The sequence below is a fragment of the Leptospira gomenensis genome (assembly GCF_004770155.1).
GTDB lineage: Bacteria > Spirochaetota > Leptospiria > Leptospirales > Leptospiraceae > Leptospira > Leptospira gomenensis.
This window is the reverse complement of sequence record NZ_RQFA01000074.1, coordinates 1-14,486: the sequence shown is the minus strand read 5'-3', so window position 1 is coordinate 14,486 and position 14,486 is coordinate 1. Positions and strand designations below refer to the sequence as shown.

The following is a 14,486-nucleotide window of genomic DNA, read 5'->3' as shown; positions in this document are numbered from 1 at the left end:
ATCGAATCGCCCAACGATCCGGTGGTTCGTTTCCGATTTACGGCCTCGATTCCGAAAAGATACCCTTCAAGACGAAAAGAGGCCTTAAAAAAAAGGACGAATCGTGTAGTCCGTCTTCTAAAACGGATCGCATCGACGTTCAGAAATAAACGACACGAAGATCCGTACCGCCGTGTGTGACGTGAATGGTTTCCGTTTTGATTCCTATCCGTTGGACGAAAACGGACCAGGTTTCCTCGTCCGGACAAAGTAAGAAACCGTTCAACTCCGCGGGAAGCTCCCACCAAAGTTTCAATTTTTCGCCCAAACGTTTGTAGAAAGCGCTCGGAGAAACCTTTTCCATACGTTGACCGTAGGGAGGATTAAGAGGCATCCAGATCCGTTTCGGCCTTTTAAATCGTTCCCAAATTTCCGCGGGAGAAAAGGAGAAAAAATCCCCCTGAACCCCTTCCGCGCGGACACGGCTTTCTAAACCGAAATCAATTAAAAATTTAGAATATTCGAACATTCTTTCTTTCGTATATTCGAAAGTGGTCGTGTCTATCTCGTTCCACCAGACAGATAGGTTCGTCTCCGATCCTGTAAGGATCTTCTTTCTCAGGAAGTCCCAAGTAGGTTTCGGAAATTCGGGTAGATCCTGAAACAAATACTTCCTCGGATAATGCGGAAATCCAATACCAAAAATCGAATCCAATGATTCTCGGATCAAAGTTCCCGTGCCTGCGAACGGAACGAAGAGGCCGTCTGGGTTAGGAAGAATTTTACGCAACTTGCGAATCAGAAAAAGCGCCAAATCCTCTCGGATCGGCGCCGACTTGGAGAGGGGCCTAAAACCTCCTCTTTGATTGAGGGGATCTCCGGCCAGACTGAGATTGATTATGATTTCGTCTTCAAGGAGCAAGGCGCTTAATTCGGTCGTATGAACTCCGTTATACGGGGAAACGTTCTGCGTCTCCCACAAACGATTCAGATCTTCGGCGCGCCAATCGTTTCGTCCTTTTACCTGAGGGTGAAAACGGATGCCCCAATCCGGAGGAAGGGTTTCCGATTTTCGAAGGACTTCCTCCAGACCTTCGAAACCTAACACGCGTTTGACGGGATACATTCCCAGATTCAGTCGAAAATCGCGAACCCAGGGAATTCTAACCAAGAACTCTAACGCTTGACGGAAATTGGCGTTTTCAAGAAGAAGTTTTCCTCCCTGCGATCTTAAAAACGGAGCGGAAGTCTTAGGAAGATAAGGATCCGTTAATATTTTTCTGGCGAAGGATTCGGTTTCCTTTACCGATCCTGTGGGAAGCAAATATTCCCATCTTCTCGTTTGACCCGCTTTGAATTTCGGAAACTTCCATCGCATAAACCGAGACTGAACCCGTCACCTTTAAGGCCTATCCGAAAATAAATCTCCGACGTAATTTAGAAAAGAATCGAAACAGAGCGAGGAGGATCTTATCTATCTTAGGGAACGATCTTTCCGTCAACGAGACGTATCTGACGTTTCGTTTTAGAGGCGAATTCGTTGTCGTGTGTCACCACAAGAATAGTCGTATTTTTTTCACGATTCACTTTTTCGAGAATGTTAATCACCACTTTCGTGTTAGTCGAATCCAAAGCTCCGGTAGGTTCGTCCGCGAAGATATATTTGGGATGCATGACCAGAGCTCTTGCGATCGCGACACGCTGCGCCTGCCCTCCTGAAAGTTTTCCGATCCTGTAATCCATTCTATCTTTCAGGTCGAATTCCTCGAGAAGATGTTCCGCGTAACTGCGCGATCGTTTGAGCGTTCCCGCTTTTCTCGCGGGCATAAGCACGTTCTCCAGAGCCGTGAATTCGGGAAGTAAATAATGAAATTGGAATATGAATCCCATCTTTTTATTCCTAAACTCGTGGATCTCCCGCTCTTTCATCAGATACAAATCGTTCCCCTCTATGAATATTTTTCCGGCACTGGGAGGATCCAGAGAACTGATCATATAAAGAAGTGTACTTTTTCCGGAACCGGACTTTCCCGTCAAGGAAACGTAATCCCCTTCCTCAATCTCTAAACCGATCCCCTTTATGATTTCGGAATTTCCGAACGTCTTTCTTATGTCGTTCACTTGGATCGCGATATTCTTTTTTTCGTCGTTGAGACTCTTTTCGTTTCGCATCCTATTCTCCCCGTATGATTTCGATCGGAGAAAGTTTTCCCGCGTACCGGGCGGGTATCACGCTTGCGATTATCGTCGCCGCCAACGACTGCAAAAAAGCCTGAACGTATATCGAAGGAGCAAAGGATACTACCATCGTTCCTCCCCCCGCCGAAAACAAAGGATTCGTAAACGGCATGGATTCGATCCTAAGACAGATCAAAAACCCGAGCAAAAGCCCGAACAAACCGCCTGCAACTCCCAATACGATTCCCTGGAGCAAAAATATGAGCAACACGTCACCCGGTCGATATCCTATGGAACGTAGTATCGCTATTTCCCTTTTTTTCTGATTGATAATTACATTCAAAATATTATATATTCCAAAACCGGCAACCGTTAGAATCGCGGCCGTCATCGAATAACGAATGGCGTCCTGAAGTTTAAAAATCGCGAAAAAACTCGAGTTCGCTTCCTGCCAACTCGTAATCTTGTCCTCTCCGAATTGCCTCCACTCATCTGCTTTTTGTAAGGAACGGTTAACGTCCTTGAGGCGGACCGCGATGTCGGTGATCCTTCCGCTTTGATCGGTCAACTGCTGAACTTCGGATAACAAGCCGTAGGCGACTCCGTCGTCCAAGGCCTTGTTTCCGGAACGAAAAATTCCCGAAATTCGAAACGGCGTCTTTTCCCTTTGTCCGGCGGTGATCCAAACCGTTTTATTCAGCCTCAAACCGAGCAGTTGAGCGAGGCCTTCACCCAATACGATCCGATTGCCCGCCGAAAGGGACTCGACGCTTCCTTCGATGATATAATCGGACAAAGGAGTGATTTGGATTTGCCGATTCGGGACGATGCCGATGATCTTTCCGGCTTCTCGATTGGCGCCCGAAAAAAGAAAAATCCTTCCGCTCACTTGTGGAGAATAAGCCTGCACTTCCGAGTCGGCTTCGAGCCTTTCATACCAGAGAGTCGCCGTCGCGAGATGTGAGGAACCGCGTTTGCCCGAAGGAGGAGAAAGCCAGAAGACGTTTTCGTTCGGAAAAAGATCGTCCATGGAATCGGATCGTATGATTTCCTGTCGGGAGGAGACGCGCACGTGGCAATCCGCGTTGATTAACTGATCCACGAGATATCCTCGAAAGCCGAGCAGAACTCCGGATATGATTATGAAAGCCGCGGTCCCCAGAACGATTCCGAACAAAGTAGTCAAAGTCTGTTTACCGCGGGCGGACATCTGCCTAAGGGAAATGAAAAACATCACCTAACCTCTGTCAGTTTATCACCGGGACGGACGTCTCCGTCCTTGACTTCGACGTAATGCTCGGACTTAAGCCCCGGAGTAAAAGTGATCGGAAACGATTTACCGTTTCTGAATATTCTTATTTTATGTTGTTTTTCGTATTTGCGTGGAACCAAAACCGCATTTTCTTTTTTACCGACTTCTATCGCCACGTCAGCCGTCATCCCGGGAAGGACCCCGTCGGGAAAACGTTCGGTTTCGATTCTCGCGAAAAATTGTCCCGAATTGGAGAACGTTCCGCGGACTACTCCCAAAACGCTTTCGTCCGGTTTACCTTCGAAACGAACGAGAGCCTTCTGTCCTTTTCTAATCGAAAGAAGAATCTGTTCGTCGAGAGCCACCAGAAGATATTTCGAACCCGTTCCCAAAACTTCTACGGCGTTGAAACTCTGAAAGGCGACTTCCCCTTCGTGATAACCTATTTCGGAAACGATTCCTCGGATCGGAGAACGGACCGGTGTGAGACCCTCCAACTGTAGCAGGACTTGACCGGGAGAAACCTCGTCTCCTTCCAGAACGAACACCTTAGTGACTTTGGTGGGAACGGCGACGCGGAATCGAAACGTATCGAGAGAATGTACCGTTCCCAATCCGTACGCCTTTTCGACGATCGGACCCGAAATCGCTTCGTCCACCGCCTTAGCCTTACCTTGGAAAGAAAACAAAATCGCCGCCGAGCCTAAGACGACTAACGCAGGAATCAGGATCCGATACGGCCGGCGCAAGGTCAGATATTTTTTCAAAATCCACCTTGTCACCCGAAGGACAACGTTCATAAAAACTCCTCAATCATAACTTTATAAAATTCTAATTTTTTTTCTTTTTCCGTTTCGGAATCTTACGGAACGGTTTCTTTTTTTTGGGAATCCGTTTACTCGATGCTTTGACGGGGTTCGTTTCCGGACGCAAACCTTTCGCGATAAACTCTATCGTCCGTTTGGTTTCAGCCTCCGCATCCCAATCTTTAGGCTGATAGAGGATTTCCGTAAAAAGAATGTAACCGGCGAGATTCGTGGCGACGAGGCGAAGTACGGATGTGATCGGAATATTCTTGATCAGACCTTTGGATTGGAATTCCGCAAACCGTTCCCCTACGATCGGAAGTAATCTTTCCTTAAAAACGCGCTCGAGAAGGGAACGAATCTCCGGAGAAACCATCGCTTCTTGTACGATGATTCGGATCAGATTCTTGTTTTTTCGGATAAAGGACAAACGCTCTTCGAAAACGGCGGCGATGATTTCCTCCAACGACGAGAAATCCCTTTCGAAAACCGCCTTTAATCGCCGTAAGGTGATCGGCGCGATGAAACCTTCCAGGATCGGCATCGCCAAACTCAAAAGCAGATCCTTTTTGCTTTTGAAATGTTTGAAGATCAGCCCTTCGGCCACACCCGCCTTTTTCGCGATTTCCCCCGTAGTGGTCGCGGAAAAACCCTTTTCGGCAAAGATATCCATTGCGGCCAGAAATATCTTTTTCTGACCTTCCGGCCAATTCGGGTCTAATTCGATATTCTCTTTGAATTCTTTCATGGTGAGTGATTACTCACTCATTATGATCCCAAATCCGAATTTTGTCAAGAGTGGAAATCCGAAAATTCTCCGCCTTTTATCGAAAAACGAATGTATCCGAAAATCGTTTGCGGAAACGATCGAGTTCCGGAAACGAGATTACGTAAAAAAGAAACGGATCGTTTTTAGCTTGAGCCTCCGGGTCCATCGCGGCTAATGATACGAACGGGGCTCGCGTCGCGCAAAAGGAGCGCCGATACAAAACTTATTCCGCAAAGAGCCAGAATGTTTCAACGTATTCCCACCCATTTAAAACTCATCTTAGGTTATGTTCTTTTTTACGCCTTCATACTTCTGCTTTATAAGGTCGCATTTTTAGCGGCGTATTCGTATCGACTCGAAGGTGTTCCCTTCTCCGAAGTCGCACTCGCGTTTTTACTCGGATTCCGTTTCGACTTCGCCGTAATCGGAATGGTCCTCGGAGTTTTTGCGTTATTATCCGTTCTTCCGTACCTCAATCGTTTTAAACTCTATCGATTCTTTTGGGGTTACGTGCCCATACTTTTGGGAATTTGGATGATCGCTCACTTGATCGCGGACATAATCTACTTCGAAAACGCAAACAAACACATCGGATACGAAGGTTTCGTATTTTTAGGGAAGGATTTGGGAGTGATCCTGAAGTCGGCGCTGGAACAGAACACGATCACGTTTCTGATCGGAATCGTTTTTCTCGCGGCGTTTCTTCCCGTATCCACTTGGTTGTTCTTGAAATACAATCCGTATCGATATCAAAAAGAATCCTGGAAAACGGTCGCGATCCAAATCGTATGCGTGTCGGTAGTGACAGTGGTCGCGGTGCGAGGAGGTTTTCAAGAGTCCCCGATCCGTGCCACCAACGCAATCGTTTCCGGAAACAACTTCGTCAACAACATCGCGTTAAACGGAGTGTTTACTTCGGTGATGGATCTAAAAAGCCAATCCATTCCTAAGTTTCTCAGAATGGAAACGGAGGAAGCGGTTCGAATCGTTCGAAAGGAAATTTCCTATCCTAACGCGGAATTTGTGAGCGATAAATATCCGCTTCTTCGCGTTCAAAGGGAAACCAACCCGGGAACTCCCCCGAACGTCGTACTCGTGATGTTGGAAAACTGGACCGGAAAATTCATCCGCCCCATAGGAGACGGTCTCGTGGAAGGCAAAGAGGTCGCTCCGCACTTCAATCGGTTACTGAAAAAAGGAAGATTCTACAACCGTTTCATCGCCTCCGGGGGAAGAACGACTAACGGAATGATGTCGATCCTGACGGGAATTCCCGACCGCCCCGGATTGACCGTGGTACGCACCCATCAAGTGCTCGGAAATTTTTCTGGAATCGGAAACATCTTCAAACGAATGGGATACGAAACCTATTTCGTGACCGGAGGCGATTTGAGTTTCGACAATAAAAGCACCCTGATGCCGCACTGGGGATTCGATACCGTTTTAGGTGAAAAAGAAATCGCCAAACTGGGGAGATTCAAACTAGGGGCCTGGGGTTACGACGACGCGGACGTATTACAATTATTGCATGAACGAATCGCATCCGCGAAAAAACCGATCCTAGGTTTGGCGCTAACCCTCACGACACATTATCCGTACCGCACCCCTTCGGAAAAATTCAGACTTTTCGGGCCGGAAACAAGAGACTACGACTTCCTGAACGTCTACCACTACGCGGACTGGGCGGTTCACAACTTTATCACCCAAGCCGAAAAGTCCGGTTATTTTAAGAATACGATCTTCGTTTTCGTGGCCGATCACACACACCACCGTTACCTTGACTACTACGAGGATCGAAACGTCCCGTTTCTGATCTACGCGCCGGGCAGGGTAAAACCTGCGTTAGACGAAACCGTTGCATCGCAATTGGACGTCATTCCAACGATACTCGGTCTCGTGGGAAAAAAAGTGGAATTTTCCGCGATGGGACGGGATCTCGCGGCGCCCGGAAGAACCGAAACCGCTTATTTCGCCTACGGAAACCTGTTCGGATGGATAGAAAACGGACTCTTTTATCTACGTTTTTTCGACGGAAAAGAAGACCTTTCCTACAATATCAACCCTCCGCGGGAAAAGAATAACTTCTGCGAAAAAGATCCCGTCGTATGCGAGGATATGAGTAAAAAGGCGAAAGCCTATCTAAACCTAAGCTACGATCTGCTCAATAAGAACATGGTATTTCCTTCGGAAACGGAATTGATCAAAAAAACAACGCGTTAAAGCGGAAAACTACTCGGTCTATCTAAGGAAAAAACATTAGAATATTTGAATATTTGAATATTATAATTTCAATCCCGAAGCGGAATACAGATCCTGGCACAAACCGCATCCTTCCAGTTCCCTACGAATCTCCCTTTTCTTTTCGGAATCTAAACCGGGCCAGAGATCCGTTTTTTCGGCTGGATCGGAATGGATATCGAACGCCTGTTCGTCGGGAGGAAACGAGTTCAACCGAAGCATATAATGGACTTTTCCCTTGATGTAACTCATACCGACGCGATACAAGGAAGTCTCGTTGTTGTTGGCGATAAAAATTCTGCGATCGGCGGGAAGTTCGGAAAAGAGGGAGCTACCCTCGAGTTTGGAAAGATAACCCATCACATCCTGACGATCGGAAATTCCTAAAATATCGGCGACCGTGGGAATCAGATCCGTATTCGAAACGTTCTGATCCGCGTTTTTCCTAAGACGATCCAAAGGCAGATTTTTCTTTAAGGACTTCGGAACGAAAAAAAACATCGGTATGGCGACCGTTTCGATATGATTACTTTCGATGTGACCTATATAATCATGTTCGAATATACCTTCTCCGTGATCCGAGGTGAATATCACGAGTGTGTTTTTGGACAGGCCTTCACGATCCAAAAAGTCGAAAACCTCCCGCAAAAGTCCGTCGAGATATCGCACAGAATTATCGTAAGGCGCCTGGGCGTCCTTTCCGATCGGAAAATGGATCGATTCTTCGGGAATGATGTACGGAAAATGATTCGTGTTCAGATGTAACACTCCCGCAAAGTTCTCCTTTTTTTCTTTGAGGAGACGCACTTGCGTTTCGAATTCCTGAACCGTTTTGCGGTCGTCGATTCCGATATCGTTAAACACGTTGAGTCCGCTGATTTCCTTATTCCAAAGAAAATCGATGCCCGCGTTTTTAAAAAAGCCTGAGAAATTATTCCATCGAAAACTATGGCTGGAGATATAAAACGTGGAGAGCCCGGCCGCTTTTCCGTATTCCCAAAAAAGAGGATAACCGTGGGTCATCGAGACGGGTTGGATTGGAGAAACTCCTGAAAGAAGACTCGGAACCGAAATCAAAGTGGAGCTTGAGTTGGAGAAAGCGTTCTTAAAAACGACGACCTCTCCTTCGGTCGATTGTTTCGACCAACGATCGAGAAACGGAGTCGTATCCCGCTCGTATCCGTACAACCCCATACTTTTTCTGCGTAAACTCTCACTCAAAACGATCAGAACGTTCCAATTCACCGGACGCGAAATCGGCGTAAGAATCGGTTTGTTTCTCGATTGAAGCCCCGCCGAACCGAGACGATCCCCCGTGACAAGATTGTAGAGATTACGATTGATGAACGAAATCGAATTCGTATCGGCGACGTAGATCTGATCGTTAAACCGAGTGTTATTGTGGAAAAATGCAGTAAGTATTATAACTCCGGCTATCAAAACTCCGTATAAGATTCTAAAAAAGCGAGGAGGTTCGAAAGAAGAAGCTGAGCGAAAACATAGGAGAAGAATCGAAAACAACACGAACATCCCGAGAAGATTCAAAAACGTCAATCCCCCTCGGAAGATGGTCCAACTGTTGAAAGGCTCTTGAAAGATATACGAGAACACGAAAAAATTCGGCATGATCCCCGCGTTGCTGAAATAACCGTAGGACCCGACGATACAAATACTGTAAAAGAAAGCCGCGAATACGGCCAACGATCCGAAAGCGATCCCACGCTTCCGATGACTCAGAATCCGTAGGGAAAAAAGAAGAAACGAATACAAGAATATTGAATATAAGAAAGATAGAAAGTAATACGCCCACTGAATCCCTTCCATCTGAAAAAGGGTCTTCCAACGGAATCCAAAGTCCGCGCTCAGGACAAGAGCGGGTAACAACAAGACCGCCATCGGCCGAACGAAACGACTTACTTCCGGAATTCGAAGCAGACCGAGATCCATCGAACGATCGGCGTTTTTTGTCAAAAAAGAAATCAAGAAATTCTCCCCATATCCGATCGGAAAAACTCCGATCCATTTTATAGAAGCGCTTTTTTTATTTTTTCAGATTATAACCTGCATTAGGCGACAATCGGAGCAGCTTTTTCATAGTAAGCGGATGCTTACATGTTTTATTTTTTAAATTACGGCAGGAAATCAAGTTTTTTTCTATAAAATTTGAAAATTGAGGATTATAAATCCGAATTTCCGAATTCGAACGGTTTCGATAAAAAAGTTCCGCTCACCGGCGATTTTCCCGAGGCGCATATTATAGAAATTGAATCTAATCCGTCTCGAGGGACGGAATTCGAGGTTCTATAAAAACAAAGGGTCCGATCGGGAACACGGAACTTCAAATCTGATGGACAAAAGTTGTATCGCCTTCGTTCTTAGTACCGTGTTCTTTGAGTCGCTTTCCAATCCGGGAATTCTTACAGGAATGATTACTCCTGCAGTAATGATAACCGCTTGTGCCAGTTTGATTTTTTCTACGGCCAATCGTCTCGGAAGAATTTTTGATCGAGTCAATCTTTTGAAAACCGAGATGGAAGGGATTCTCGCCGGTAAACTTGCGTTCCCCGAGGAGAGGATCGCAAGTCTGACGGAGCAACTCAAGATCCAAAGAATCCGAGCGATTTTGATCCAAAGGTCGATGGCCTTCCTTTATACGGCAACGTTGCTGTTCGTCCTTTCCAGTCTGGGATTCGCCGTTTCCACCGCCCTCTACGGGAAAGTTTCCTGGATTGCGACCTTAACCGCTTTGTTCGGAGGGGTGTTTCTTTTTTTGGCCAGTATTTTTCTGCTCTATGAAAGCAGATACAATCTCAAATTCATCAAGGGATTGATCGATCTCACCGAGTTTTTAGGGACGAAGATTCCGAAATAAACTTCCCGGACGCGCGCCTCCTTACCACTTTCGTTCGTATCTCTTTTTTGCGTTTTTATCGCGCTCGTTTAAAAAAAAAATCTTCTTTTGTAAAAACCGGAGGGTCAAATGTATGTAAGCATTTACTTACCTTTTTATGAAACGAAGACTACCCGGTGTATTTTTAATTCCATTTTTATTTTTCGGGATGGATTTCGGAGCGGCATTTTCTCTCGAAGCCTTCGGTCCTTCGGGATCGTTCAACCATATACGGATCCTCAAAGAATCGTTTCGTGAATTCACGGAAGAGACCGGTTACGAAATCCGCGCCGATTGCCAGGAAATGATCGTCCAGGGAAATTTAAAATCGGACGACGAGTTTATGAATGCGGAATCCTTTCATTGCGACAACAATAATATTTTCGGATGCGGATTGGAACTCAGGGATCTAAAAACAAAGTCGGAAAAGGCCTTCTTTTTTTCCGATTCGATGAAAAGTATCGGTCACGCCACTCATATCATTCAGGATTTTTACGCCCACAGCAACTGGGTCGAAAATCATCCCGAAAAAATTGAGATCGCTCCGATCGAGGAGCCATGGCATCTCCTTTCGATGCCGCATATACAAACCGGATATTACGATTTGAGTCCGATCATTCATCACGAAGAAGAAGCGGTGGAATGTCTGAATCTTTCCTACGAAGAGATGAAAAACTTTCAACCGTTCGCGACTCATATTTGTCTCAATAAAGATTCCGAAAAAACGTTCCGCGGAGGCAACCCTCTCACCTTTTCCGGAAACAACGCCCCGATCCTCCTTCATCAATGGGCGGGCTTGCACGCGGTCGCCCATACGAGCAAATTTCTCGTGGATGCCTTTCGTAACGACCATAAGAATTTGAAACTTTGTCTTGTTCCCAAAAAACTCAGCTTTTCCTGCAACAACGCCCTCTTTCATCTTAGAACCGAATGATTTTTTCGTCTGACTGTCGTTAAACGAAACACGAACTCAATCCAAAAACTTCCCTTTTCCGTATCAAATTCCGCGTAGGAAAACTCGGTAGAATTACTTAAATCGCGCCGTTTTCCCCGTAATAACCGACATTGTTTACGGGCGGATTTTTGATACACTGAAGAGAACAATAATAGATCGATAAACGCGCGTTTAACGAAGGAGCTTTTGAAATGAAGAAGTGGATGACGCTGTTCCACATAGTGATATTTCTTTCCTTATCCTCTAATTGCAAAAAAAGCGGCTCGGACGACGAAACCCTTACCTTGTTCTTCCTGCTGACGAGTTTGAACTCGGAGACGATCGCCGACATATATCCGGAGCTGGGAATTCCGGGAAGTACGACAACCGTAAGCGGTACTGATTTTACCGGAGTTGCGGCCGATTATACCGTAACGATAGACGGAACGGCGGCCACCGGAATCGCATTAGTAGATTCTAATACGCTTACTTTCACGATGCCTACGTTGGCGGACGTATCCGAAAACAAAACCGTTCCGATCGTGGTCAACCGTTCCGGTTCCAACGTGTTATCGAAAACGATCCGATATCGTCCCGCGGTTCCCATCGCGTTAAACCAGCCGAATTCCCTAACGGGAACGGTTTCCTCCACCGACGTGAGCGTGTTCTACACGTTCACCGTAGCCAACAATACGGACCACGTCTTCAACGTATTCGGATATAATGGCGCGGATTTGAATCTGTATTATTATACGTCCCCCGTTTCAACGCCGACGATACTTGCCGCTGGAACGGCGACCAATGCGGAATTCGATAAGGCAAACCTTACCGTCGGCACCTACATTCTTCAGGTGAAGTTGATCTCCGGAGGACCTTTGGCGACCAACTTCAAAACGAACCTATCCGACGGAGCGATCGTACCTGCGCTGACCTCGAATTTCGTGGACACGCAAAGATTGTGTTATGATATTCTCGGATCCAGTTCGATCGCAAACATCGCAGCCGGTTGCGAGACGGTCAACCCGCCCGCCGATCCCAACATGACGCGAACCGGTCGATGTACGTATCCTTCCGAGAACGGACTGACCACGAGAAGTTATTACAGAGATACGGTGGGTTTCGGTTTTAGCACTCCGTATGCGGAAGCCACCTGCACACAACCCGGACTGGGCTCTTACAATACGGACCAGGCGATCTTCGTTCCGAACTGAGAACCGTCTTCCGATCCGCGGGAGCGCCTTCCACGCCTCCTCCCGCGGAAATTTCTCGTTTCCAGAAGTCAACCTTCATTCAAAATTCCTAATTTATAATTATCTAATTCCTTAAACTTCTTACGATAATTCAGAGGTCCGTCCGAACGGCAATTTTGCGTTTTCGGTTGCAAACTTGTCTTTCAGGAGTAAAATTCGTAATTCAGAAACTTTCATGTTAAAACTCCGGCCTTAGTAAGACCGGGATGGGAGGATATCCATTGAAGACCGAAATCAAAGAAAACCAAAGAACAAAACATCTACCGTTTTCCCGGACACTCTTGGAGCGCGTTCGCAGACAAAGCGAATTGGGCGTTCCGGAAATATTTCCCGGATTGGAAGGAAGCGGTGTTTCCGGAATATCCACAGGTCGCTACGTAAATGAGGAAAGTTTTTTAAAAGAAAAGGAGCTATTTCATCGACGTCCTTTTTTGGTCGGGTTTCGGGAAAAAGTTTCCCGAACGGGCGATTGTATTTCCGCGAACTTTTTGGATCGGGATTGGATTCTGTTGCGGGATGAAAAGAACGATCTTAAGGGATTCGAGAACGCATGTCTTCACAGAGGAACCCGTTTGATTTCCGGAGCGGATACGAAATCGATTCGCAAGATCGTATGTCCGTATCATTCCTGGACGTACGATTTCGACGGGGAACTTTTGACCGGCGGGTGCAAAGTTGGAAATAATAAATTGCGGGAAATTCCCCTTATAGAAATTGCAGGGATGATTTTCGCAGGAAAAACGAGCGAAATCTTGAATCAAATAAATCCGATTCGAAACGAATTGGACGAGTACAATCTGGATTCCTACGTTCCTTTTGCCCTTCTTAAGGAGGAAGGAGAATACAATTGGAAAGTAGGTGTTGAAATTTTCTTAGAAACGTATCATATCGCGACCCTTCATAGGAATTCGGTAGCAGCGGTCGTCGAAAAAAACTCCTCCGTTTACGATCCGATCGGAGAACATGCAAGAATTCTAATACCGAATCGGACCTATAAAGCCGCAGAAACTCCTTCCAGAAAGGATCTAATCATCACGTATTTTATTTTTCCCTCCACGATTCTTGTTCTATTCCGAGATCATTTCGGAATCATTCAGTTTCAGCCGCTTTCGCCGAGTAAAACTCGTTGTATTCGGGCGGTGTTGATTCCCGAAAAACCGAAAACGGACCGAATGATTCGTTTTTGGGAAGGGAATCGAGATTTCTTTTTTCGTACAACTTCGGAGGATCTGGAACTCGCGCCCGAAATTCACGCGGGAATTCGGCAAAGGGAAAGAATTTATCCGAGCTCTTGGGAGCCGGGTATCTTTCATTTTCATCGATCCCTCGAGAACGCGGAGTAGATTCCGACGGATGGTGGATCTGATTTGGTGAAATCTGATTCCGGCGAATATTACCGATTCTTCGAGAACGGAGTAGATCCTTGCGTTGATCGACTTCCCATTTATGATCCTCCTGAAACACGAGAAAAATTTCTTCTCAAGCGAAAAGAATTAAGAACGTACGATTCGTTTTCTACGAACCAAAATATCACCTAACAAGAAATAGTCGGTCCGCCGTTCCGCCCACCTAAAATTTCCGGGGGGATAAATTCTTAACACGCAATCATTTGATTCGTTCGTCGAAAAATTAATTTGTGATAACGCTTTTTGAAATTGATCGAAACGCATATTTGCCGATTACAAAATACGAACGCGCCTCTCGTGTTCTGGAAATTACCGAGCAACATCGGGCTATCCGTACAAGACAGTCAAAACCGCAAAAGGATAAAAAGAATCCGACCAGATTCTATAGAATGGAAGGATATCGAAAAATGAACGCCAATTCGCTGAACAGACAAAAATGTTCCCGCATAAAGTAAGCGGAGAACCCGTTTTTGAGGTAGCCTTGCGACTCTTTCGAAACTGTTTCACCAGCGTCGTGGTTCAAGATTTCGTGTGAGTTCCCACAGAAGTTTTACCGACAAAGGAGAGGCTCGGTGTCTGGGAGAAGTGGCTTACTATTTACTCAGGCCGCAAACGGAGCGTAGGAAGAGCGCACGAGCACGTGACACGAGCAAGAGGATGAGGATGAGGATGAGGATGAGGATGATTGTCGGCAATAAAAAAGCCCGGTGAAACCGGGCCTTAGAAGGGATATTGTTGAAAACAGAAAAAGTAGCGTGACCTAACACCCCGGATCCTTCCTTGC

At 46.2% G+C, this 14,486-nt stretch carries 12 protein-coding genes; 5 read left to right on the top strand and 7 right to left on the bottom strand.

Annotated elements, in window-relative coordinates; translation table 11 throughout:
* Window positions 1-139: 139 nt before the first annotated feature.
* From EHQ17_RS17270 to EHQ17_RS17250, 5 genes are all read right to left on the bottom strand, one after another.
* Window positions 140-1,357 carry a hypothetical protein gene (locus EHQ17_RS17270; protein WP_135595571.1) on the bottom strand — a complete coding sequence of 406 codons (1,218 nt, stop codon included), beginning with the start codon at window positions 1,355-1,357 and terminating at the stop codon, window positions 140-142.
* 101 nt (window positions 1,358-1,458) lie between these two features.
* A complete protein-coding gene (locus EHQ17_RS17265; protein WP_135595570.1) occupies window positions 1,459-2,151 on the bottom strand; it encodes an ABC transporter ATP-binding protein in 693 nt (230 codons plus the stop codon).
* A gap of 1 nt (window position 2,152) precedes the next feature.
* Window positions 2,153-3,391 (bottom strand): ABC transporter permease, encoded by a 1,239-nt coding sequence (locus EHQ17_RS17260; protein WP_135595569.1) that lies wholly within the window; start codon window positions 3,389-3,391, stop codon window positions 2,153-2,155.
* On the bottom strand, window positions 3,391-4,209 hold the full coding sequence (locus EHQ17_RS17255; protein ID WP_135736218.1) for an efflux RND transporter periplasmic adaptor subunit: 819 nt from the start codon (window positions 4,207-4,209) through the stop codon (window positions 3,391-3,393). The genes EHQ17_RS17260 and EHQ17_RS17255 overlap by 1 nt, the downstream gene beginning before the upstream one ends.
* A 31-nt stretch (window positions 4,210-4,240) precedes the next feature.
* A complete protein-coding gene (locus EHQ17_RS17250; protein WP_135736217.1) occupies window positions 4,241-4,963 on the bottom strand; it encodes a TetR/AcrR family transcriptional regulator in 723 nt (240 codons plus the stop codon).
* A gap of 264 nt (window positions 4,964-5,227) precedes the next feature.
* On the opposite strand from EHQ17_RS17250, the gene EHQ17_RS17245 reads away from it, so the two are divergent.
* Window positions 5,228-7,204 (top strand): LTA synthase family protein, encoded by a 1,977-nt coding sequence (locus EHQ17_RS17245; RefSeq protein WP_135590387.1) that lies wholly within the window; start codon window positions 5,228-5,230, stop codon window positions 7,202-7,204.
* Between the two features lie 60 nt (window positions 7,205-7,264).
* On the opposite strand, the gene EHQ17_RS17240 is transcribed toward EHQ17_RS17245, so the two are convergent.
* Complete coding sequence (locus tag EHQ17_RS17240) at window positions 7,265-9,169, bottom strand: phosphoethanolamine transferase (RefSeq protein ID WP_135590392.1); 1,905 nt, start codon at window positions 9,167-9,169, stop codon at window positions 7,265-7,267.
* A 400-nt stretch (window positions 9,170-9,569) separates the two neighbouring features.
* Between EHQ17_RS17240 and EHQ17_RS17235 the strand changes: the two genes are divergently transcribed.
* The 4 genes from EHQ17_RS17235 to EHQ17_RS17220 all read left to right on the top strand — a co-directional run bounded on the left by EHQ17_RS17235 (window position 9,570) and on the right by EHQ17_RS17220 (window position 13,639).
* A complete protein-coding gene (locus EHQ17_RS17235; protein ID WP_135590388.1) occupies window positions 9,570-10,094 on the top strand; it encodes a DUF2721 domain-containing protein in 525 nt (174 codons plus the stop codon).
* 136 nt (window positions 10,095-10,230) lie between these two features.
* The gene (locus tag EHQ17_RS17230; protein ID WP_135590389.1) at window positions 10,231-11,046 is read left to right on the top strand and encodes a hypothetical protein; all 816 of its coding nucleotides are present in this window, start codon (window positions 10,231-10,233) and stop codon (window positions 11,044-11,046) included.
* 212 nt (window positions 11,047-11,258) lie between these two features.
* A complete protein-coding gene (locus tag EHQ17_RS17225; protein ID WP_135590390.1) occupies window positions 11,259-12,257 on the top strand; it encodes an IPT/TIG domain-containing protein in 999 nt (332 codons plus the stop codon).
* Between the two features lie 260 nt (window positions 12,258-12,517).
* Complete coding sequence (locus tag EHQ17_RS17220) at window positions 12,518-13,639, top strand: aromatic ring-hydroxylating oxygenase subunit alpha (RefSeq protein ID WP_246057606.1); 1,122 nt, start codon at window positions 12,518-12,520, stop codon at window positions 13,637-13,639.
* A gap of 656 nt (window positions 13,640-14,295) precedes the next feature.
* On the opposite strand, the gene EHQ17_RS20005 is transcribed toward EHQ17_RS17220, so the two are convergent.
* Window positions 14,296-14,486: hypothetical protein (locus tag EHQ17_RS20005; protein ID WP_210414558.1), on the bottom strand; the 191-nt coding region annotated here is incomplete at its 5' end.